This window comes from Pseudomonas sp. BR20 (genome assembly GCF_050780135.1).
Classification (GTDB): domain Bacteria; phylum Pseudomonadota; class Gammaproteobacteria; order Pseudomonadales; family Pseudomonadaceae; genus Aquipseudomonas.
This window is the reverse complement of the sequence record NZ_CP172012.1, coordinates 3,448,233-3,468,525: the sequence shown is the minus strand read 5'-3', so window position 1 is coordinate 3,468,525 and position 20,293 is coordinate 3,448,233. Positions and strand designations below refer to the sequence as shown.

General features: G+C 55.0%; 19 protein-coding genes and 2 pseudogenes. 11 read left to right on the top strand and 10 right to left on the bottom strand.

The features are described from left to right. Positions 1 to 135: 135 nt before the first annotated feature. The gene (locus ACHPFG_RS16000) at positions 136 to 2,382 is read left to right on the top strand and encodes a TonB-dependent siderophore receptor (RefSeq protein ID WP_431699758.1); all 2,247 of its coding nucleotides are present in this window, start codon (positions 136 to 138) and stop codon (positions 2,380 to 2,382) included. Between the two features lie 590 nt (positions 2,383 to 2,972). After that, a complete protein-coding gene (locus tag ACHPFG_RS15995; protein WP_431699757.1) occupies positions 2,973 to 4,892 on the top strand; it encodes a Tat pathway signal sequence domain protein in 1,920 nt (639 codons plus the stop codon). Between the two features lie 513 nt (positions 4,893 to 5,405). On the opposite strand, the gene ACHPFG_RS15990 is transcribed toward ACHPFG_RS15995, so the two are convergent. Together ACHPFG_RS15990 and ACHPFG_RS15985 are read right to left on the bottom strand one after the other, a co-directional pair. Further along, a complete protein-coding gene (locus ACHPFG_RS15990) occupies positions 5,406 to 5,798 on the bottom strand; it encodes an MAPEG family protein (RefSeq protein WP_431699756.1) in 393 nt (130 codons plus the stop codon). A gap of 210 nt (positions 5,799 to 6,008) precedes the next feature. After that, entirely contained in the window at positions 6,009 to 6,890 is an 882-nt protein-coding gene (locus ACHPFG_RS15985; RefSeq protein ID WP_431699755.1) for an SDR family oxidoreductase, read from the bottom strand. Between the two features lie 93 nt (positions 6,891 to 6,983). Here ACHPFG_RS15985 and ACHPFG_RS15980 point away from each other — a divergent pair, with 93 nt between their 5' ends. Then, on the top strand, positions 6,984 to 7,589 hold the full coding sequence (locus tag ACHPFG_RS15980) for a TetR/AcrR family transcriptional regulator (protein ID WP_431699754.1): 606 nt from the start codon (positions 6,984 to 6,986) through the stop codon (positions 7,587 to 7,589). A 199-nt stretch (positions 7,590 to 7,788) separates the two neighbouring features. Here the strand turns inward: ACHPFG_RS15980 and ACHPFG_RS15975 are convergent. From ACHPFG_RS15975 to ACHPFG_RS15945, 7 genes and pseudogenes are all read right to left on the bottom strand, one after another. Further along, positions 7,789 to 7,992, bottom strand: a pseudogene (locus ACHPFG_RS15975) (OprD family outer membrane porin); the annotation flags it as partial. Positions 7,993 to 8,122: 130 nt separating this feature from the next. Continuing rightward, the gene (locus tag ACHPFG_RS15970) at positions 8,123 to 8,356 is read right to left on the bottom strand and encodes a helix-turn-helix transcriptional regulator (RefSeq protein WP_431699752.1); all 234 of its coding nucleotides are present in this window, start codon (positions 8,354 to 8,356) and stop codon (positions 8,123 to 8,125) included. A 128-nt stretch (positions 8,357 to 8,484) separates the two neighbouring features. Continuing rightward, positions 8,485 to 9,015 (bottom strand): AraC family transcriptional regulator, encoded by a 531-nt coding sequence (locus ACHPFG_RS15965; RefSeq protein ID WP_431703481.1) that lies wholly within the window; start codon positions 9,013 to 9,015, stop codon positions 8,485 to 8,487. 279 nt (positions 9,016 to 9,294) lie between these two features. Continuing rightward, positions 9,295 to 10,713 carry a sugar porter family MFS transporter gene (locus ACHPFG_RS15960; protein ID WP_131696418.1) on the bottom strand — a complete coding sequence of 473 codons (1,419 nt, stop codon included), beginning with the start codon at positions 10,711 to 10,713 and terminating at the stop codon, positions 9,295 to 9,297. A 96-nt stretch (positions 10,714 to 10,809) separates the two neighbouring features. Next, positions 10,810 to 11,769, bottom strand: coding sequence for a sugar phosphate isomerase/epimerase family protein (locus ACHPFG_RS15955; RefSeq protein WP_431699750.1), 960 nt, complete (start codon positions 11,767 to 11,769; stop codon positions 10,810 to 10,812). Next, on the bottom strand, positions 11,766 to 12,794 hold the full coding sequence (locus ACHPFG_RS15950; RefSeq protein ID WP_431699748.1) for a Gfo/Idh/MocA family oxidoreductase: 1,029 nt from the start codon (positions 12,792 to 12,794) through the stop codon (positions 11,766 to 11,768). The genes ACHPFG_RS15955 and ACHPFG_RS15950 overlap by 4 nt, the downstream gene beginning before the upstream one ends. Positions 12,795 to 12,807: 13 nt before the next feature. Next, complete coding sequence (locus ACHPFG_RS15945) at positions 12,808 to 12,936, bottom strand: hypothetical protein (protein ID WP_259242521.1); 129 nt, start codon at positions 12,934 to 12,936, stop codon at positions 12,808 to 12,810. Positions 12,937 to 13,134: 198 nt separating this feature from the next. Here ACHPFG_RS15945 and ACHPFG_RS15940 point away from each other — a divergent pair, with 198 nt between their 5' ends. Then, positions 13,135 to 14,160: a LacI family DNA-binding transcriptional regulator gene (locus ACHPFG_RS15940; RefSeq protein WP_339542025.1), complete on the top strand. Its 1,026-nt coding sequence runs from the start codon at positions 13,135 to 13,137 to the stop codon at positions 14,158 to 14,160. A 108-nt stretch (positions 14,161 to 14,268) separates the two neighbouring features. Here ACHPFG_RS15940 and ACHPFG_RS15935 read toward each other — a convergent pair whose 3' ends face one another. After that, positions 14,269 to 15,171 carry a LysR substrate-binding domain-containing protein gene (locus tag ACHPFG_RS15935; protein WP_339542024.1) on the bottom strand — a complete coding sequence of 301 codons (903 nt, stop codon included), beginning with the start codon at positions 15,169 to 15,171 and terminating at the stop codon, positions 14,269 to 14,271. 158 nt (positions 15,172 to 15,329) lie between these two features. Here ACHPFG_RS15935 and ACHPFG_RS15930 point away from each other — a divergent pair, with 158 nt between their 5' ends. The 7 genes and pseudogenes from ACHPFG_RS15930 (at position 15,330) to ACHPFG_RS15900 (ending at position 19,786) form a co-directional block, all read left to right on the top strand. After that, positions 15,330 to 15,875, top strand: coding sequence for a sugar ABC transporter (locus ACHPFG_RS15930; RefSeq protein WP_339542023.1), 546 nt, complete (start codon positions 15,330 to 15,332; stop codon positions 15,873 to 15,875). Positions 15,876 to 15,879: 4 nt separating this feature from the next. After that, on the top strand, positions 15,880 to 16,206 hold the full coding sequence (locus ACHPFG_RS15925) for a hypothetical protein (protein WP_339542022.1): 327 nt from the start codon (positions 15,880 to 15,882) through the stop codon (positions 16,204 to 16,206). Between the two features lie 21 nt (positions 16,207 to 16,227). After that, positions 16,228 to 17,067, top strand: a complete 840-nt coding sequence (locus ACHPFG_RS15920; protein WP_431699746.1) for an MBL fold metallo-hydrolase — start codon at positions 16,228 to 16,230, stop codon at positions 17,065 to 17,067. Between the two features lie 263 nt (positions 17,068 to 17,330). Continuing rightward, a pseudogene (locus ACHPFG_RS15915) lies at positions 17,331 to 17,456 on the top strand (hypothetical protein); the annotation flags it as partial. A 202-nt stretch (positions 17,457 to 17,658) separates the two neighbouring features. Next, positions 17,659 to 17,817, top strand: a complete 159-nt coding sequence (locus ACHPFG_RS15910) for a hypothetical protein (RefSeq protein ID WP_431699744.1) — start codon at positions 17,659 to 17,661, stop codon at positions 17,815 to 17,817. 372 nt (positions 17,818 to 18,189) lie between these two features. Next, positions 18,190 to 18,507, top strand: coding sequence for a helix-turn-helix domain-containing protein (locus ACHPFG_RS15905; protein ID WP_057008794.1), 318 nt, complete (start codon positions 18,190 to 18,192; stop codon positions 18,505 to 18,507). After that, complete coding sequence (locus ACHPFG_RS15900) at positions 18,500 to 19,786, top strand: type II toxin-antitoxin system HipA family toxin (protein WP_431699742.1); 1,287 nt, start codon at positions 18,500 to 18,502, stop codon at positions 19,784 to 19,786. The genes ACHPFG_RS15905 and ACHPFG_RS15900 overlap by 8 nt, the downstream gene beginning before the upstream one ends. Positions 19,787 to 20,293 lie beyond the last annotated feature (507 nt).

The following is a 20,293-nucleotide window of genomic DNA, read 5'->3' as shown; positions in this document are numbered from 1 at the left end:
CGAATGCTAATCAGTTTCACCTGAGATTAGTTCGTCACCTCTGTTCTCCGGTCTGGTTTCGGTTGAGTCGTCGGTCTTCAAATCCGCTTCTCAATGGTCGGCCGTTGTCTGTTTTTTCTTGATAAGGAACGACTAATGTCGAGTTCGTTGACTTACTGCGGTGGACGGCACCATTGCGCGCCTCAACGTCTGGTGAAGAAACCAGTTGCTGCAGCGCTGCTTGTGCTTTTGGGGCATTCGAATGGCGTGATGGCGCAGGACACGGTCGAGGCCGATGAGAGCACTCCGTCTCAGGGCGTGATGTACCTCCCATCGCTGACGATAAGCGGGACAGGAGCACCCGGCGGTGCCGAGACAGAAGGGACAGGACTTTACACCATCGGCCAGACCACGGCCGCGACTCGCTTGCCGCTCACGCTTCGGGAGACGCCGCAATCCGTTTCAGTGGTGACACGTCAACGCATGGACGATCAAAAGCTGGATTCAGTTCAGGGGGTGCTGGAGAACACGACTGGCATCTCGTCGTACCAATCAGACAGCCAACGCACGAGCTTTTATTCCCGAGGCTTTCTGATCGACAACATTCAGTATGACGGCATACCGGCTGTCATCGGCGATGTCATAAACGGCAGCGGTATCAGCGACCTGGAAACTGCGTTTTATGACCGTGTCGAAATTGTGCGCGGGGCGAACGGACTTCTCACCGGCACGGGCAATCCGTCGGCCGCAGTCAACCTGGTGCGCAAAAGACCAACGCCGGAGTTTTCGGCCTCCACCTCTATCAGTGCGGGGTCGTGGGACAGTTTTCGAGAGATGGGGGATATTTCCGTACCCCTGACAACCGACGGTCGCGTTCGGGCACGTATGGTAGGGGTCAATAATGATGGCCACTCTTACCTCGACGGTTATCAAACACAAAAGCAAGCGCTCTACGGAATCATTGAGGCAGATCTCACTGAAGACACTACTTTGGGTATAGGTTACGACTACCAGAATAGTTCTCCTAAGCGACCGACCTGGGGCGGTACTCCTCTATGGTTCAGCAATGGTTCAGAGGCAGAATGGTCGCGTTCCAAATCTGTGGCAGCGGACTGGAACCGCTGGGACAGTACCCGGCAGAGTGCTTTTACCGAACTGGAACACCGGTTTGATAACGGTTGGAAAGTCCGGGGTGTGGTGAATCAGTACCGTACTAAGTATGACACCCAGCTAATGGGGAGTTCTGGCACACCTGACCAGGATACTGGATTAGGCAGTTTTCCTAATGGCGCTTATCCGATCGCGTTGGCCGGCAAAGGTAAAAGCCGTCAAAACACCTTTGATGTGATGGCGAGCGGTCCCTTCGACTTGATGGGGCGCCAACATGACCTAGTGCTGGGAGGTATGAGTTCTCGATATACCTCGAACAAAGACGACGTCAGCCCCTTTTTTTCAGGGTTCACGCCCGTCAATATCTACGATTGGAACAGTCACTTCCCCAAGCCTGACTTTGATGCAATGCCGTCAATACCGACCAATACCGAGATTAAGCAGCGCGGTTTCTACAGTACGGCGAGATTCTCTTTGGCTGATCCATTGAAGTTGATTATCGGCGGTCGGTTCAATCGGTACGAGATCGACGAGACCGCAGGCGGGACGCCGTTCAGTTATAAAAAGAGTAATGAATTTACGCCTTACGCAGGTTTGATATACGACATCAATAGTACGTATTCTGTCTATATCAGCTACACCGGTATCTTTAATCCGCAGACATCATTCCGAGACAGTAACGGCAACGTCCTCACCCCCACTGAAGGCAAGACGAAAGAAATGGGTCTCAAGGCGGAATACCTGGGTGGACGGCTAAGTGCGTCTGTCGCAGTGTTTGACACCGAACTGGACAATGCTGCACAAGCGGACGGCAGTCTTCTTACGCCAAGCGGAGCCCAGGCTTACAAAGGTGTCGACGGAACCAAATCCCGTGGGATCGAGTTTGACATGCAGGGTGAGGTTGCTACCAATTGGAATGTCTACGCTGGCGTTGCTGCTTTCACGGCCAAAGATGGTAATGACGCCAGGCTAAATGCTCAGGTGCCACGCACTACCGCTCAGATGTTCACGACGTACAGGTTGTCTGGAATATGGGAGAAGCTTACGTTGGGTGGAGGCGTAAGATGGCAAAGTCGCTTCTTGAGCAGCAGTACCAGCACAAGGGTGGCCGAACAGGATCCCTATGCATTGACGTCACTGATGGCGCGTTATGAGCTGACACGTCACATGGATGTATCAATCAATGTTAATAATGTATTTGATAAAAAATATGCAACGCAGAAGGGCGACTTCGACACGGTAAGTTATGGAGCGCCGCGGAATGCATTTCTAACAGTGAACTACAAACTTTAGCTCGAGATGGTTACCTGTGCGACCTGATCCGGCCGCCCCTGTGGCTAAAGCGTCATTGCTACCATTTGTCTGCGCTCCAGGTTCAACCGACAACAAAGGTGGCGGGCCGCAATCACCAGGCAGGAGAACGGCTAATCAGTATTTTTTTGGATGAGGGCTCACATTGCTGCTGATGTCGAGTCCAGGTTTTTGCATTCTGCGGGGATCATTGAACATATCAAAACTGGAAGGTACTAAGGCTCTGTCCAGGCGCAGGTGAGCGCCTGGTAGAGCACGTCACGCTTCTCAAGCTGGAAAATGAGAGACCCAGCCGGAGCGATCTCATCCTCAAACGACTCAAAAACTTACCCAGCAGTGTCGGTCTGCCGTCATTGAAGCTCCTCAAGGAATTTACAGCCATTATGAACGACGCTAAAAAACTGACTCTAGTGGCTGCTCCACCTGGCACAGATTTCCATCGTGGTAACGGTTTCAATAAGAGGTTCGTCGCTTCCAGATGCTGGGTACTTGCAGTGTCGCTTGGTGGGCTGTCGACATTAGCTTCCGCCGCGTCTCAATCCCCGCCGTGTGAAACACCACCGGGCGGGATAATGTTCATTACTCAAGACTGCGTCGATCCGGAGTTCGACCGCCCGGTAATAGATAGCCGAGAAGATTTGAAAAGCCCTGTTCTGACGCATCGCGTTTCCGGGCACTTCGAAGGCACCGATGTAAAGTTCAGCTTTTTCTTCCCGCCGAAAGCCCAATGGAAAGGGCGTTTCTTCCACAAGGTTTATCCCTTGGGAGACGGTAGCGTTCCGGACCGGGTAATCAAATTTGGCGCCGACAGCGGTGCGTATACCGTGGATACTGTTTCGCCCTCTGGCTATCGAGCCAACGCGGCGGCTGCAAAGTTCTCGAAGATGGTCGCCGGAGAATACTATGGACTGCCCGCTTCTCAGATCCACGGCTATATCTATGGTGGCAGCGGCGGGTCTTATTTGACCATTGCTGCGGCTGAGAACTCGTCGGGGGTATGGGAGGGTGCCGTCCCATTCGTCATTGGCGTTCCAACATCCATTCCTACCAATTTTTTTGTTCGTGCTTTCGCACGTCTTGTACTCGAAGATAAGGCGGCACACATTGCCGACGCTATGCGACCGGGAGGTAGCGGCGATCCTTTTGCAGCACTTGACGCCACGCAGGCCTCGGTTCTTGCGGAGGTCACGGCAATGGGCGTGCCCCTGCGCGGTTGGGATAATTACGCCTACATCCTGGGTCTCAACGACCCGCAAGGTTTACTGGGGTTTGCCAGTTCGGTCAAAGGCATTGATCCCGGTTATGCAGATGACTTCTGGAGTAAACCTGGCTACCTCGGTACCGCGCAATCCACTCTGGGCACTCTTGTACGAAGGGCGAAAATTGAGCGCGTAGTGTCGGTTCAAAGGATAGATCGTGACTCGGCTGGTAAGCCATTAAGCTTGCACGTGGCCGGGTTGTCGCGCCTCAAAAACAGCTCTTGGTTGGACTTCACCCTCGAAGGGGCAGAAGGGGGCAATCGAAAATTGCTTGGGTCTTTGGATGCCGAGCACGGAGTCATTACGCTGTCCGCGCAAAATCAAGCCGACATGCTCAACACTCTGAGAACTGGAACCAAGATTCGTGTCGACAATCGCTGGGCAATTGCGTTGACCTCCTACCATCGGCATCAGGTACCGGTTTCTGGCGGATTTGCTGTGTGGGATCAATTTCGCAATGCAGACGGTTCTCCGCGCTACCCGCAACGCCCCCAAGAGGTAGGATCAATAATCAGCGCAGGTGTCAGCGGAGGCGGTAGCTTCACCGGCAAGATAAACAGCAAGATGATAATCATAGCCAATGCACTTGATGTCGATGCCTACCCTTGGGATGCCAACTGGTATGGCCAGCGATTGAAGGCGGGAGAGGGGAATCAGTACGACGCGAAGGTGCGAATCTGGTTAAACGATAATGCAGACCATTTGGATGGCAGCGTTGTTGCCTCGGGCGCGGCTGACAATCAGTTTGTGAGACTTGTAGATTACAACGGCATCCTCGAACAGGCCGTCAGGGACGTAAGTGCCTGGGTGGAAAATGGTACAGCGCCGCCTCGCTCCACTCAGTATGGGCTCAATAATGGCCAGGTCTCATTACCTGCAGACGCATCAGCAAGGCAAGGCATCCAGCCTGTTGTGAAACTCACGTCCAGGAGCGGTGAGAGAATCATTGCCAAAGTCGGGGAGCCCGTCACGCTGCTGGGTGACATTACCGTCCCGCCATCTGCCGGCAAAATTGTGAAAACGGAATGGAGCCAGACGGGGAACGATGATTTTCTAGACGCTCCGCTTCCTCATCAGCCGTCAGAAACGCTCGCTATACATAAAACACTCACCTACTCGGAACCTGGCACCTACTATCCCGTGCTCCGCGCTACCGTCCAGCGTGAGGGTGACGCCACGGCGGAGTTTACGCGGGTCGGAAATCTGGCAAGAGTGCGAGTAGTAGTGGAGTAGGAAATGTCCAGGTAATTTCTCACGAATTCGGCCATAGGCCATTGGTGCTGCGAGTAACATGCAACCGGTAGGCCGGGACTTGTTTCGCAGCGATGTTCCTGCTGATAGGTTCAGGGTTTGAGAGCAGCCGTAGCTGGTGTCCGTGCCGGTTCAGCTGCCGTTCGCGGCGCTCTTCATCCCAGCGATAGAACCCTTGCCCGCTGCGCAGACCGGTATTGCCTGCGGCCACTTTCTCCCTGAGCAGCTCGATGAGTCCACAGTACGGGCATCGCTGAAAAACCGCCTGCTGTCGCAGCAATCAAACCGACCAGTTGCAATCCAGGGTAGCCACTTAGGGTGCTGGCGAACCACCCCAGCGCTGAGAGCTCTGCAGCAAAAGCGAAATGACCTGCGCGCTCCTGGCCGCGATCAGAGGAGGCACACAGCAGAGGCATCAAAATGATCGCTGCTAACTTGAAAGTGCAGCCGCAAGTCCGACATTTAAACTGCATGCTGACCGCATTGCACGCCTAATTAGACTCCACCAAAATACCTGCAAATGCAAAGCACAGCCGATGAGGACAGGACTAAAAGAGTTGCAATAATGCCGGCGTTACGACCAAAAATATTATTGGTTGTAAACGAAAGTGCATAGCCATGCAGAATGCGACCAACAAGCAGTATTGAACCAAGTGCGTGCAGTTGCCATTGCGGTGAGCCGCTTAATTCTAGAAGTCCAATCAGCAAGAGTGCCAGTGGAACGTACTCAGCGAAATTGCCGTGTCCTCTGATGCGCCGAAACATGACGGGGTTGCCACCGTCACCAAAACTGGGACTGCCGGGACCTACTCTTCCAATAATTACTCGGACACTTAGCACAACGAACAAAATTGCAAGTAGTCCGCTATAGAGGATTGTAACTTTCATTATGTGTTCCTTGCCCAAAGAGGGGGCTTGGCTAGTGTCTAAAGTCGCTCGCTTCGAAGTGTTGTGCAGTCCGTGTAGTGGTCATCTTCGCTCTTTCAATTGCGCTGCGTTAGTCGGAGCTGAAGCATTGCTACTGGACGTCTCCCGAGGAAGAATGCGATTTTGATATGGCGGAAACAGGGCAAGAAATAGTTTGCCCTGATACAGGAGTTAAGCGTCAGCGCCGCCTAAAATATTTTCAAGTTGCATTTCTTTTAAAACACGGTCTTGAATGGGCTGCTTGGCAGCGTTAATTTCATCAACACCCCAAACCATGCCGACAGCTGTGCGCGTAGGGCGTTTGCCAGCAGGCATATCTGCTAGCGCTAAATAAGTATCTACGACCAGCTGTGGATCGGGTGCTTGGTCAGACTGCATGAATTTCGCGAACTCAGCGAACATAGCGCCAGGTATCTTTGCCAATTCACCATAACTGTCAAGCACGTCAAGACGGGAAGGCTCTTGCCCGCCTGCACTCAGACCTGTAGGGAACGGGCCTGGTTGTACGATGGCAACATCAATACCGAAGGGAGCCACTTCGTAACGTAAGCCTTGGACGTAGCCTTCCAGAGCGTGCTTGGTGGCGGCGTATGTAGAGAAATACGGCGCTGAAATCTGGCCGACCATTGATGAGGTGTTAATGATCAGGCCGGACTTGGCTTCCCGCATCGCGGGCAGGACAGCCTGTATAATACGCATAGCGCCATAGTAGTTGGTTTCCATCTGTTCCCGGGCTTGGGCAATACTAAATGCCTCCGTAATACCAAGGTACATTACGCCTGCATTGTTAATCAAAATATCAATCTTGCCCGCTTTAACCAGCAAACCGGCAACGGCTGTTTTGACGGATTCGTCGCTGGTGACATCCATATCTACAACATGGATGAGGTTGCTATACGCTTCCAGCTCGGCCTTGACTGCGGCGTTCTTGCCTTCTGTGCCACGCATGGTAGCGAACACTCGGTAGCCCTTGTCGGCAAAGTCTTTCACTGCTTTTAGGCCAAATCCGCTGCTGCTACCGGTGATGACTACGTTTTTTTGTGCTTCGCTCATTTTTCTTTCCTACCTGGCTGTAAATTAAGTACCGTGTGGTACGATAATGTGGGGTGGCGTCATGTGTCAAGTTAAAATACTGGGTGGTACGAAATGATTTTAGATCCAACAAAACCTTCAAGGGGACGACCTAAGACCCTAGACCGCGATCACGTTTTGGATGTGGCAATGGAAGCCTATTGGAAAGAGGGTGTACGTGGTTTATCCCTTAATGAGATTTGCAGAAGATGTGATATATCGAAGCCAGGACTTTATCGTGAATTTTGGAATGAAGATGGCTTGATGAAAGCGGTTATTCTTAAATATCAGGAACAGGTGCTAGATTCTGTGCTGCGGATGTTAAACACAGAAATGCCGTTTCGAGAGGCGCTTGATAACCTAGTGTCATTTGCCACCTCAGTGAGTGATAGTCAAGAAGTTCCAAAGGGATGTCTTTTGATAAAGATGCGCGAATCACGCATGCACTTGGGTGAAGCAACACGAACACAAATTGACTTCATACAGGAGCAAGCTTTGGCTGCCTACAGGAAATGGGTGGAGCGTTCAAAGGCCAAAGGTGAGTTTTCTGCAGACATTTCATCAGAGTTTGCATCTGCTTATATCGATGCACAGTTAAGTAATGCTGCGTCGCAGATATCTCGTGGTGAGGATCCGCAAATTGTAAAGAAAATGCTATTAGTCGCTTTTTCTGTGTTCTGAGGAGTATGACTCTTTGCTCAGTGTTTCTGGTTAGATGAAAAACCAGTGTACTGTCGCCGAAATCGTTTACGGCCTGAGCGCTGCCCTTTGGGTAGGCGAGTTGACGCGAAATAAGCTCGTCACGACCGGCAGCGGACGGTGCCTTCCTATGACGTTGGTGGGGGCGGCTGGACGGCTGCTGGCGCAGCCGACCATTCCATCAAAATTTAAATGTGTACCGGAAAATCAGGCGGTTTTCGTTGGCGCTATCGCCGTACGTCGACCGATTGGTCGAGTTGCGCCACTGCGCTGACACATTTTTGAACGGCCCACTCTGGACGGTGTAGGTGATATCGGTCACTCGCTCCCATTCCTTACCGTCCTCTCCTCCGAGTCGTAAGCGGGCAGCCTGACGTGTAGTCAACCGCCAGATAGGTGAAATGATCGGCTTTTACAGGCTTGTACCCAAAGGCCGTGAGCCGTTCGAAGTCGGTTGAGTTGCGTTGTGGTGCAACGCAGTGCACGAAGTTGGGCGGGGCGTAACAGGTGGGAGGTTATTCTTCCAGGTGGCCGCGTCGATAGGCGCCAGGGTTGACGCCAGTCCATTTCTTGAAAGCCCGATGAAACGCGCTGGTTTCCTGGAAGCCGGTGGCGGCGGCGACTTGCGTTACCGTCATATCGCCACGCGACAGCAGGTCAATCGCCATGTCGCGGCGAAGGTCGTCCCTGAGGCTTTGATAATGCGTGCCCTCTGCCTGCAAGCGGCGTTGCAGCGTGGAGTTGGACATGTGAAGTTCCACCGCCAGGTCATCACGTTCGGGCCATTTTTCCGGGCTTGATCCACGCAAGTAACGTCTTATCTGCGCGCTAAGGCTATCGTCGTTGCGGTATTTCACCGCAGGCTACCGGGAGATTCCTAGAGGAAGGTACCCACCGTGGCCGGCGACGGCGCGATTTTCATGTCGAGGAATTTTTCGTCGAAACTGACCATGGTCATGGGCGCGTTGTACTCGATGACCTCGCAGAAGCGCATGCGGTAGTCGCTCTGATCCTCGGGCCTGGGCGCCCGAAAACTGAGCTTGCGCAGGGGGATACGCTGATTGACCAACCAGCATGAAAGCCCGTGTACGAGGATGAACCAGGTGCCATAGGCAAACAGGCGGCGCAATACACCTCGGTCCTGCACCACGACAAATGCCAGACCGTCCTTGACCTGCAACTCGCCATGAATGTCATCCAGTACTAGCCGCAGGAATGACAGCATTCGCTGCAACGCCTGGCCCAAGGTGCTGCAGTCCAAGAGCGCATGGCACATCAGTTTGAAGCTGCCGCGACGCATGGGATGACCGTCGATGCCAAAAAATTCATCGTCCAGCAGGTTGGCTATCTCCACCCACTGTCGGGCAAAGGAGGTCGCTGAGACCCTGGCTTTTGGGGCGTTGAGCAGTTGAGGGTCGAGTCTGCATTGACTAACGCAACTGTCAGGTCCAGCTGCCTTTGCCTGGCGCTATACAATGCTTCATGCACCAAGGCAATCGACGTAGTGCCTTTGTCCTGGAGGGGCGTCATGGATATTCTGCACAGGTGTGATTGGCAATAATGTAGGGCTAACGCCGGTTCACCGCCAGCGCGACGAGCCGCTTCAGCAGAGAAGAGCCGCTTCCCAAAAAAGGCGACGAAATAGGAAGCGGAAGAACGGAAGTCAGCGTAGAGACTTCATCCTCGTCTAACCATACAACCGCTGTTCAATCTCTTCGAGCGTGCTGCCTCGTGTCTCCGGTACCCACACTGCAACGAAGGTCAGGGACAGAAGTCCTGCTCCCACGAACACAAAGAAGGTTTGGCCGATCCCGATCGTTGCAACCAAGGATGGAAAGAACATGCCGATCATCACGTTGGTCAACCAGAAGGCTGCGATCGCCATGCCCATGCATCCGCCACGGATGCGCATTGGGAAAATTTCTGCCAAAAGTACCCAGAAAGCAGGCCCGATCAGCCCTTGCATGGAGGCCAAGAACATCGCCATGGCGCCGAGGATGAGCATGGCGCGGGTGACGGAGGGGTCGACAAAAACTGAAACCAGGCCAATCAACAACAAAGACAATGTGGTGCCGGTGAAGCCGAGCAACATCATTGGGCGACGCCCCACGCGGTCCAGCAGAGCAATACCCACGAACGTTGCGCCAATCGAGATAATGCCGTTTACGACATTGGCGATCAGTGCGCTACGTTGTTCCAGGCCCGCTTCTGTGAGGATCTGGGTGCCGAAGTACATGATTGAATTGACTCCGGTCAGCTGCGACGTAACAGCGATACCGATGCCAATCAAAAAGATTCGTCGCGCGCCTTTTTGAGACAGATCGCGCCAGCCACCTTTTTTGATGAATCGCTCGTTGCTGATCTGCTGAGTGATGGCCTCCATCTCAGCCTTGGCGTAGTACTCCTCCCGTACCAGTTTCAGTACCTCCAGGCCCTCTCTGAAGCGCCCTTTGGTGGCTAGCCAGCGCGGGCTTTCCGGCATGTAGAGCATACCCAACCAGAGTGCCACGGCTGGCAGGGTTGCCAAGGCAAGCATCCATCTCCAAACACCATCGAGATCGCTGAACAAATTGCCCAGTGTGGCGTTGGTGGTGAAGGCCAGGAATTGCCCGGTGACGATCATCAGCTCGTTGCGAGTGATGATGCGACCGCGGATGCTGGATGGGGCCATTTCCGCAAGATACGCCGGCACGACGACCGATGCGCCGCCCACCGCTAACCCCAGCGTGAAGCGGGCGGCCACCATGACGTTGAGGGTGGGCGCCAGCGCACAAGCCAACGCGCCAAGAAAAAACACTACGGCGAGGAAAAGAATGATACGGCGGCGACCCTTGAGGTCCGATAGGCGACCGCTGCACAGCGCCCCCATCATTGCGCCGATCAATAGGGCGCTGGCGACCAAGCCCTCCGTAAATGGCGTCAGGCCCAGGTCATCCTTCATATAGAGCAGGGCGCCATTGATGACGCCGGTATCGAAGCCGAACAGCAGGCCGCCAAACGTGGCAATCCAAGTCACTTTTTGCAGGTAGCGCTGTGCCTGGCGTTTTTCAGGACTTACATAGGCGGCTGAAGTGTCTGCCGTATTTCCGTAGGAATTAATTGTCATTGTGATATTCCTGACTGAAACTTATGGGGATGCTCACTCGCCATTGCGGTGAGCGATTTAATATGGAATTACATTGGTTTCTTCTCGTGGTGCGATTCAGATGGACTGGGGTTTGAAATCGCTGGCGGCAACCGGCATGACGCTCTTTAGCAGTCTTACGGACTTTTCCAAGCCCTCGAGGCTGTTGAGTAAAACGTCCTCATGCTCAATCGATAGCCAGCCATCGTAGCCAGCCATCTTCAAGCGGTAGCAGAATTGCCGCCACCATTGCTCACCGTGGCCGAATCCAAGCGTGATGTAGGACCAGCTTCGGGATGAGATATCCATCAATGAGCCATTTTCCAGGAGTGAATCCACGGCCTGGACTGGCGCGTTAAGCAAAGTATCTTTGGCGTGCACATGGTAAATGGCGTCGCCCAGTGCCTCGGCGGCGACCAGCGGGTCAGCGCCCATCCAGAACAGATGCGAGGGATCCAGGTTGGCGCCTATCACCGGTCCGATCGCATTGCGTAGTTTCAGCAGCGAACGGACGTTGTAGACGCACTGGTTACCGTGCAATTCCAAAGCGATACGCTCCACACCGTTCTCCTTGGCCAGATCAGCGATCTCGTTCCAGAAGGGCAGCAGGCGTTCTTCCCATTGATAGCGCAGCATTGTCTGGGTCTCGGGAGGCCATGAGGCAACCACCCAGTTCGGCATCCTGTCGCCGGCCCGACCCTCTGGTAAGCCGGACATGGTGCAAACGGTCTTGACTCCCAGTTCACCGGCTACGCGTATCGTGTCCTTGAGACACTGGCCTTGCTCGGGCTGCGTGGGATGCAAAGGGTTGCCGTTGGCGTTCAGGGAAATGATTTCCAGGCCGTGCTCCTGGAAGCTGCGTTTGAGTGCCTGGCGTTCCTCGGCGCTGGCGAGCATCTGCGCCAAGTTAAAGTGCGGCGCGGTCGACCATCCGCCGGTGTTGATCTCCAGGCCCGACACTTCCAGGCGTTCAGCCTGCTTGAGCATCTCCCGCAATGGCAGGTTACCGAGGCTGTCGGTGACGAATCCCAGCTTCATGACGTAGCTCCTTCTCGCGATCGGTAGAGGGGCGGTACTTCCAGCGTTGGCAAAACTACCCGGCGACGCTGATTGAGTGCCTCGATACCAGCTTGGGCGACGATGGCTGCGCAATAGCCGTCCCAGGCATTCGCGGCATGGACAGGGAATACGCCTGTGTTGATGAACTCCACGAATGCTTTGTTCTGCAGGCGGTAGGCGTCGGCGAAACGCGGCCGCCAATCGGCAGCGTACCGTTCAAAGCCCTGAAGACGGGTATTGAAACGAGCATGTACGGGTGTGGCCAGTTGCACGGAACCCAGCTCGCCCACGAGCTCGCCACGCACGTCGTACCCGTAATGGGCGTTGTTGTTGATTTCGATGTTCACCAGATGGCCTTCCCGGGTTTCCAGCACCATGAATACCGGGGCACCGGCGCCATCCTCAGACGTGCGGGTAGGTTGGAACACTGAAATGGCAACGTATTCAGTGTCGAGCACGTGACGGGCCACATCGAATTCATGAGGCGCGGAGTTACTGATCGCCATTTGCCCGCTGAAGTTGGCGGGAGCTTCTACGTTGCGATGGAAATTGTGCATCATCACAGCCCGACCTATCACGCCGTCGCCCAAGGCACTTTTCATTTCCCTGTACGAAGGGTCAAACCGGCGCATGAAGCCCAGTTGCACGAATTGGCGACCCCGGGAGGCCTCTTTGTCGATGACCGCCAGGCACTGGTCCGGGCTCTGAGACAGCGGCTTTTCACACAGTGCAGGTTTCCCAGCCTCGATGGCTGCCATGGTCAGGACCGCATGGGTTTCGTCCGGGCTGGCGATGATGATTGCATCGACATCGGACCTTGAAAGTGTGAACAGTGGATCAGTGGAAACGTCAGCGGCGCCATAACGGTCAGCTATCAGCTTCGCTCGCTCTGGCGACGCATCACACACCACATGCAACGTGGCTCCCGGAAGGTCCTGGGCAATGATGCGGGCGTGATCTTCCCCCATAATCCCTGCGCCGATAACGGCGATTCGTATGCTCATATTCAACTACCTATCAATGGGCGAAAGTCATCAACGCGGCGTCGAACTCGCGAGCGTGTTGATTGAGAAAGGCGGTGCACAATGGGGCAAAAGCGGCGTAGCCGCGGCGGTCGAAATCAACCGATGGGGACGAGTTACTCATGGGGCGATCCTGGCGGTTTGTTGTGTTTGTTATGCCTCGATTATTAGCACCGAAAAAGCAATCATCAAGCAGCGCCATAGGCGGTTTATGATGTAAAACACCTCAAATACGAAGATGCATTCACGCCTGTTATTGCTCTTGAAGCAATCATTAGCACTGTGTATATGGTGTAAATAACATCAAAAAAGGGCTGGCTATATGACCATGCAAACATCGGCGCGTTTATGGAAGGGGCCCACTGTTCAACAGGTCGCCAAGGTGGCCAGGGTCGGGGTAGCGACCGTTGATCGTGTGCTGAATAACCGTCCCGGCGTACGGGAAAACACCCGTCTGAAAGTGCTGGCGGCGCTGGATAAGCTAAAAAAAGATTTGGCTGACGGCATGGCAACTTTGCAGATCAAGCTATTTTGCGATTCGGGTGAAACCTTCAATGCTACGTTGGCCGGTGCCGAGGCGTTGGTGAACGCTTCGACACCTGGCGTCGTCGTGCATGGCTACTATGTACCGACTAACCAGGTCGATCCCGCCACTTTTGCTGATCAGGTTCAGGCTGAGGGCGCCTCAGCGGATGGTGTGATCGTCGTATCGCGCGAGCACCCGGCGATCAACCGAGCGATTCGCAAACTGTGCAGCCTGGGTATCCCCGTCGTGTGCCTGACCACCGACCTGCCTAACTCCGGGCGTAGTGCTTACGTTGGCAATGATCAATATGCGGCGGGCAGTGTCGCTGGATTGCTGATCGGCAATGTTTTACCTAAAGAGCCCGCGAAAATCCTGCTGGTGACCAGTGTGCCGTTTCGCTGTCAGCAGGAGCGGGAGATGGGGTTTCGCAGGGTGCTTCGTTCCGAGTTTCCGTATCTGAAAATCGACGAACGAGTTATGTCCGACGATCGCCCTCAGACCACGACTGAACAATTGACGCGCTATTTTTCCAAGCACAACTATCCGGCAGCCATCTACAACGTGGCCGGCGCCAATCGGGGTGTTGCTCAGGCCATAGAGACTATTGCGGCTGAGGATCGGCCTATTTTTGTCGGTCATGAGCTGACGGTTCATACGCGGGCGATGCTTGAGTCCGGCGTCATGGATTATGTTATCTCTCATGATTTCGTTGGCGAGACTGCCGCAGCGGTGCGCTGGATACGAGGAGCGATTGAGGGAGCGGCGACAACGCCACCTTCAACACAGATCCTGATTCACACCCGATACAACTGTGGTGCGTAAGGTCACGTTGCGGTCGGTATCCAATTTTGTACTTCGACCACTGCGTCCTCGAAGCCTACATAAAAGCGTATGGGACAACCTGGTGGCAGGCCTGCAAAAGGAGGTTCCCTACGATTCAACCGTCGTTGTTTTCTTCGCTTCGTCTAGCATCCATTGAGCAAACGCTTGTATTGGCTCTCTGCTCAATGCGATGGGCTCGGGGAGGATGAGACAGAAGGTTTTGGAAGTGGTTTTCCCCTCTGGCCACGGTGCGACCAGACGTCCTGACGCAAGTTCGGTTTCAACGTAAAGACGCGGGACCAGCGCAACCCCGAGGCCGGCCAATGCAGCCTCGATCAACATGCCGTGAAGATCGTAGCGTGCACCAATCGCTGGATTGGTAAGTGGGATCCCCGTTTCCAGGGAATAGCGCAGCCAGGCATCCGGGTTCTGGCGTCGGTGCAGGCGTGGAAGCATGTCCAGTGTTGCTGCTCCTGTGCTCTCCTGGAGCAATGCAGGATGACAAACAGGAACCAGCACCTCATGCAAAAGGTGGTGAGTCCGCATCCCCGTCCAGGCTGGGTGCTCGAAATGGATGGCAGCATCGAATCCGCTCCCGGCAAGAACGAAGGGGTCCATGCGCTCGGCCAAATGCACAGTGATATTCGGGTGCTTTTGCTGGAATCGTGTCAAGCGAGGGATGAGCCATCGCATCGCGAACGTCGGGATAGTGGCGATGTCCAGGCTCGCGCCATCGTTCGGCTGCCCCATTAAGTACTGACTGTCCCGATCCAAGCGGTCCAGCGATTCGCGCACTTGGGCCGCGTAGCGTTCCCCGTTGGGCAGGAGCCGGACACGATTGCCGACTCGCTCGAATAGCGCGACACCGAGGAAGGCTTCCAGCCGGCCAATCTGGCGACTGATGGCGCCTTCAGTCAAAGACAGTTCCTCTGCCGCGCGCGCGAAGCTGCCGTGACGAGCGGCCGCTTCGAATGCTGTCAATGCCGTGCTGCTCGGGATTTTCTTTCGCATAAGCGTTTCCGTTGTGAAGATGGCGATCCAGCTTAGCTTGATCTTTTGTCACTGAAGCGTACCGAATAATCGTTTTATGCGCCGAGATCAAGGTCATACGATGATGAGACATCAACAAAGAGGGCCGGACGTACAAGAAGTCCGGTAGCGAGTGATCCATGATCTACACCGTTGAGTGCAGCTTTGCCGACCCCGCCAGCGAAGCAGAGTGGAATGATTTCTATAGCCTGGAAAAACTACCCGCGCTTATTTCCGTGAGCGGGTTCCATACCTCGCAGCGCTTCAAGGCGTTGAGCACGGGTTGCCCTGTGTACCTGGCCATGCACTCGATCGACGGTCTGGCTGTGCTTGAGGGCGATGAGTATCGCCAGAAGGGCGGGGGCAACTTCGCACGTTGGCAGCAGCACATCACCGATTGGCACCGCAATCTTTATGGCGCCCTTGAGCGTGCGCCTGCCGTCGGTGAAGGCGAGCATCTGATCGTGAGCGCAATCGGTCCCGAGCCGCTCATCGAGATGGGGCTCACGCCTGAGCATATGTGGGCCGTCGCATTGGAGAAGTGTCCTGAAAACAGGTGGCTGGCGAAGCTGGATAGCGCCATTAGTCTCGGTTTGGATGCGCTTCCCAAGGGCGTGCATCTCTATGCCCCGATGACCGCGCAATTGACGAGTCACGACGGCACAGTGCCGCAGACCCAGGTGTAGGACCATGCCTAACCTGACGATCTTCATCCAGGCGGAAAACATGCCGCCCGAAGCGTATCTGTCGGAACTCACTGAAGAATGCACTCGGCTTTGCACGAACGTCCTCCAGGCTACGTTGGACAACGTGCATGTCATCTATGTCTCAGTTCGCCAAGGGCGCGGGCATCCTGCTTACGCGGAAATCAGGTACCGCCTCGAACCGCTCCGAACGCCATCAGTCATGGACGCCTTCACGGCGCGATTGGATGTGGCCATAAAGCGCCATACAGGGCTAACGGCGCGCATCCGTTGCTTCGGCTATTCGCCCCCCGCCATCTACGCGCGGAACTGATGACGCGCAAGGAGTACCGCAATGAGCGACATGAAATTTCCGGGCCAGCAGATCGGCGAGTTTTCGATTACGGCCATCAGTGACGGATACCTTTGCGCAAGTCTGGATCTCCTCTCGAATATCGATCCTGCGGAGGCGTCCAAGTTGCAGCAGGACGCAGGCGTGAGCGACCCATCCTCGATCCACATCAACTGTTACCTGGTGCGTGGAATGGGCCGCACGATCCTCATCGATGCGGGGGCTGGTGGTTTCAAGCAGTGGGGCGGCAAGCTAAAGGCGAATCTCGCACTTGCTGGCGTGCAACCCGCTGACATTGACACCATTCTTCTGACCCATGCACATCCCGACCATGTTGGGGGGCTGCTTGACGCTTCAGGGGAAGCAGCCTTTCCCGATGCAGAGCTAGTCGTCCACCAGCGTGAGGTTTCTTTCTGGGAGGACGATGGCAATCTCAGTCGAGCAAGTGAGCGTGCTCGTGGCAACTTCCTTTTTGCTCGGAAGGTGTTCGATCAGTATCGGGAGAAGACGCGCATGTTTACTGATAGCGAAGTTCTCCCTGGCATTAGTGCGATGCCCCTTCTGGGGCATACCGCAGGGCATTCCGGTTATCGTCTCGATTCCAATGATCGTAGTCTGCTGGTTTGGGGAGATATCGTTCATTTCCCCCAAATTCAGATTGCTCGTCCCGACGTATCCATTGCATTCGACCAAGATCCGCTTCTTTCCGCCGAAACACGATCCAAACTATTGAATGTTGTTAGCTCGGATAAGATTCTTATCGCGGGTATGCACCTTGGCGAACTCGGATTTGCACAGATCGAGCGGATAGGTAAGACCTACAAAATTTCCTACGAAACTTAGCGGCTGTTCGAGATGCCTACGATGCATCGGCTGCGGCGAATGAGGTCATTGATCCCACAGCGCCTATTGCGGTGCTGCTGGCGATTTGGGCATCGGCGCAGTCGTTGCCGTTGATGGTACTGCTGACGGGCCTGCTGGGTGCGTTGACCTATGCGGAGGGACCCGCTTTGCAGGCGCGGGTGATCGGGTTGTCGCACACCCACGCGCCGCAGGCACCGGCAGTGGCGGCTTGGCTGAACATCGCCGGCTTCAATGGCGGCATCGCGCTGGGCGGCGCACTGTCGTTCATCTATCCGATCGTCGCCATCCTGGTCGACTGGGTTGCCTTCGCCCATCCGCTCAGCGCCCTGCAAGTGCTTGGCGCGAGCGCGACACCACACGCCATCTGAACCATCGTTAAATCAAGGGAGTTGATCGTGACTGTGATCTTGTGTGGCCGGGGAGGCTGCCTTCCGCCTCCGATAATTGAAAATCAGCAAATTTCCAGCGGGCTGGATACCACGCCCGAATGGATAGAATCGCGCACGGGCATTCGTGAGCGTCGAATGGTCAGTGATGGGTTGAGCATGTGACCGCCGTGGATAGCCAGGATTGACCTGGGTGGTGTTCCAACTCAGCTACCTGTGGCTGTGGCTGGTGTGGCTGGTGTGGCAGGTGCTGTCATATGACCTTGCGGGTTGGCGTACCTTGCTGGTCGCCACCCATCTGGCTCAGCAGCAGTGCTTGCAGCTCTTTTGCGGGCCGTTGTGAGTGCCCGGTCATCCAGCGTTTAAGTGTGCGACGGTTTGAATCAAAGACTCTCAGGGTCGCCAAAAACATTTTGACTAGGCTCTAGAACGGTGGTTTCAGGTCGCGAAATTTTTAGCGTGCCCCCATCTTTGCCCCCAACGCTAACTGGGCTCGGGCGGAAGGCAAGCCTTCACCCAGAATACGGTTCTTAACGGCCCCCAATAGTTCTCCCAGTTTTTGGCTTCTATGGTAGATAAATCCATTAAATTGTGGCTAACACTAGAAATTAATCGATAGGGCACAGGTTTTTGGAATTAAGTCGCTTGATAGATGGCGGGCGTTAATTCTATAATTTTGTGGACTAACTGGCACGGAATGGGCTTGGTGCACACTATGTTGGATTTAAGCTTCAGCAAGCCGAGCGAGGTCGTCAAGCGCCTCTGCGATCGCTTGCGTACAGAGCGCTTGGCGCTGGACATGACACAAGCCGACTTGGCCGGACGTGCCGGCATCGGCACAAACACGGTGTCCAACCTTGAAGCAGGGCGCAATGTCGGATTCGAGAACGTCGTTCGTGTGGCGATGGCTCTTGGTCGAACCAAGGAACTTGAAGGCCTGTTCCTGCCAAAGCTCGACAGCATCGAGGATATTCGGCGCTACGAAAACAGCGCCAATCGTCTCCGTTCAAAGAGGAAGTCCGGCAATGCTTGAGCAGGTGAACGTCTTCTACGAGGGCTGGGGTGAGCGATGGCAATGGGGGACGCTGGTATCCACGACCGCCTTGACCGGTCGCCCGCTGATCGTGTTTGAGTACAGCAATGAAGCCAGGCAAAGGGGCTTGGAACTGTCCTCCTACACGCTCCCGTTGGTGGGGGCTCAGTTGCGCCAAGATTTTCCAGACCACCAACTGTACTTGCCAGGGCCTGTTTACGACTCCTTGCCCGATGGGTGGGGCATGTTACTGATGGACCGTATGTTCAGGCGCCGCGGGCTCACCACGGCGCGCATCGGCTCACTGGAACGGCTAGCCTACATCGGTAGCAATGCAATGGGGGCCATAACGTTTGAGCCCGTGGCACCAGAAGGGCAGGAGTCTGAAGTCCATATCCCGCTGGAGCAGCTTGCCGCCGAAGTGCAGGAAGTGCTCCATGGAGACGGTGGCGAGTTCCTGCAGACGTTGCTGCTGGTGGGTGGCTCGCCTCAAGGTGCAAGGCCTAAGGCCCTCGTCTATCGCGATCCAGAAACTGGCTGTTTTACCACTGCTGTTACGGCGGGCTTTGAAGCTTGGTTGGTCAAGTTCCCGGCGAAAGAAGAGCATGCCGAGGTGTGCGCTATCGAAATGGTCTACGCCGAGTGCCTGCGCATGTGCGGCATCGAGACCCCTGACACGCAGTACTTCAGTCTGCCTAATGGGTTGGCAGCGTTTGCCAGTAAGCGATTTGACCGTCGGGATGGTCTGCGTGTACCCATGCAAAGCCTCGCGGCCTTTACGGGGGCAAATTACCGGTCTCCGGGGGTGTTGGACTACGTCAACTTCTTGCGGGCAACACAGATGTGTACCAACGACGTGCGAGAGATGGCGGTGGCCTTCAAACGTGCGGTCTTCAATGTTGCGTTCAACAACCGAGACGATCATCCCAAAAACTTTGCGTACATCATGTCGCAAGACGGTCAGTGGAGATTGTCGCCGGCTTACGACGTGACCTTCTGCGAGGGGCCGAGTGGATATCACCAGATGGATGTGATGGGGGAAGCCCTGTCGATTTCTCGCACGCAAATGTTTCGGCTTGCCGAGGAAGCCGAGGTGCCCCCGGACGTTGCCGGCAGAATGATTGACGGCATTTGCGATGTGGCGAGCCGGTTTGCAAGCATCGCCGAGAACCTATACCCACAGGTTATTACTCGAGACACCTTGCGCACGATCCAAGGCCGCATCGATCAGAACGTAGCTCGGTTACACCACGGTCATGCGGGCAGCAGTCGCCGCTGAAGATCGGGAGGAGCGGGCGACTCTCATAATCAATGCTGCCGTGTGCTTCAAGCACGTAGGGCCCTGTGCCGCCGAAGACGTGGGTGTTGCCGGATGACCAAGGCTTGGTATTGATTTGAGCCTTAAACTCACCTGATTGAGTTGGGATATCGCCTTGGTACACACAGTGAGCGTCGCCGCTACCGTTGACGCTTCATTCCTTGGCAAGCACCAGCTCTGATCCGAAGTCAAGAATGTTGGATCGGAAGCGAACCTCAAACACGCCCTTGCGACATAGTATGTTCCTGCATCTTTGGGTAGCCACGCTAGGGTGGGTATCCCAATGTGCCAATCAGCGGCGCTGACCATTTGTCCAAAATAATACAATTCTGTACTGACTTGTTGCCCTTATCTGTGCGCATTGGCATTATTTAGCCATCACTCGATGCCGGCGCAGGGATGGCCGCGACACGCTGCCTATTTCTGTGCGCTTAATTTGGCGCCAGCCTAGTGCTCATCTATCTCTGC

What these genes read in the sequence shown, in the direction of transcription:
- ACHPFG_RS15940 (WP_339542025.1), top strand. Translation starts at nt 13,135, where the DNA reads ATGACCATGCAAACATCGGCGCGTTTATGGAAGGGGCCCACTGTTCAA.
- ACHPFG_RS15995 (WP_431699757.1), top strand. Translation starts at nt 2,973, where the DNA reads ATGTTCATTACTCAAGACTGCGTCGATCCGGAGTTCGACCGCCCGGTA.
- ACHPFG_RS15925 (WP_339542022.1), top strand. Translation starts at nt 15,880, where the DNA reads ATGCCTAACCTGACGATCTTCATCCAGGCGGAAAACATGCCGCCCGAA.
- ACHPFG_RS16000 (WP_431699758.1), top strand. Translation starts at nt 136, where the DNA reads ATGTCGAGTTCGTTGACTTACTGCGGTGGACGGCACCATTGCGCGCCT.
- ACHPFG_RS15935 (WP_339542024.1), bottom strand. Translation starts at nt 15,171, where the DNA reads ATGCGAAAGAAAATCCCGAGCAGCACGGCATTGACAGCATTCGAAGCG.
- ACHPFG_RS15990 (WP_431699756.1), bottom strand. Translation starts at nt 5,798, where the DNA reads ATGAAAGTTACAATCCTCTATAGCGGACTACTTGCAATTTTGTTCGTT.
- ACHPFG_RS15950 (WP_431699748.1), bottom strand. Translation starts at nt 12,794, where the DNA reads ATGAGCATACGAATCGCCGTTATCGGCGCAGGGATTATGGGGGAAGAT.
- ACHPFG_RS15955 (WP_431699750.1), bottom strand. Translation starts at nt 11,769, where the DNA reads ATGAAGCTGGGATTCGTCACCGACAGCCTCGGTAACCTGCCATTGCGG.
- ACHPFG_RS15960 (WP_131696418.1), bottom strand. Translation starts at nt 10,713, where the DNA reads ATGACAATTAATTCCTACGGAAATACGGCAGACACTTCAGCCGCCTAT.
- ACHPFG_RS15905 (WP_057008794.1), top strand. Translation starts at nt 18,190, where the DNA reads ATGTTGGATTTAAGCTTCAGCAAGCCGAGCGAGGTCGTCAAGCGCCTC.
- ACHPFG_RS15930 (WP_339542023.1), top strand. Translation starts at nt 15,330, where the DNA reads ATGATCTACACCGTTGAGTGCAGCTTTGCCGACCCCGCCAGCGAAGCA.
- ACHPFG_RS15970 (WP_431699752.1), bottom strand. Translation starts at nt 8,356, where the DNA reads ATGTCCAACTCCACGCTGCAACGCCGCTTGCAGGCAGAGGGCACGCAT.
- ACHPFG_RS15945 (WP_259242521.1), bottom strand. Translation starts at nt 12,936, where the DNA reads ATGAGTAACTCGTCCCCATCGGTTGATTTCGACCGCCGCGGCTACGCC.
- ACHPFG_RS15985 (WP_431699755.1), bottom strand. Translation starts at nt 6,890, where the DNA reads ATGAGCGAAGCACAAAAAAACGTAGTCATCACCGGTAGCAGCAGCGGA.
- ACHPFG_RS15920 (WP_431699746.1), top strand. Translation starts at nt 16,228, where the DNA reads ATGAGCGACATGAAATTTCCGGGCCAGCAGATCGGCGAGTTTTCGATT.
- ACHPFG_RS15900 (WP_431699742.1), top strand. Translation starts at nt 18,500, where the DNA reads ATGCTTGAGCAGGTGAACGTCTTCTACGAGGGCTGGGGTGAGCGATGG.
- ACHPFG_RS15980 (WP_431699754.1), top strand. Translation starts at nt 6,984, where the DNA reads ATGATTTTAGATCCAACAAAACCTTCAAGGGGACGACCTAAGACCCTA.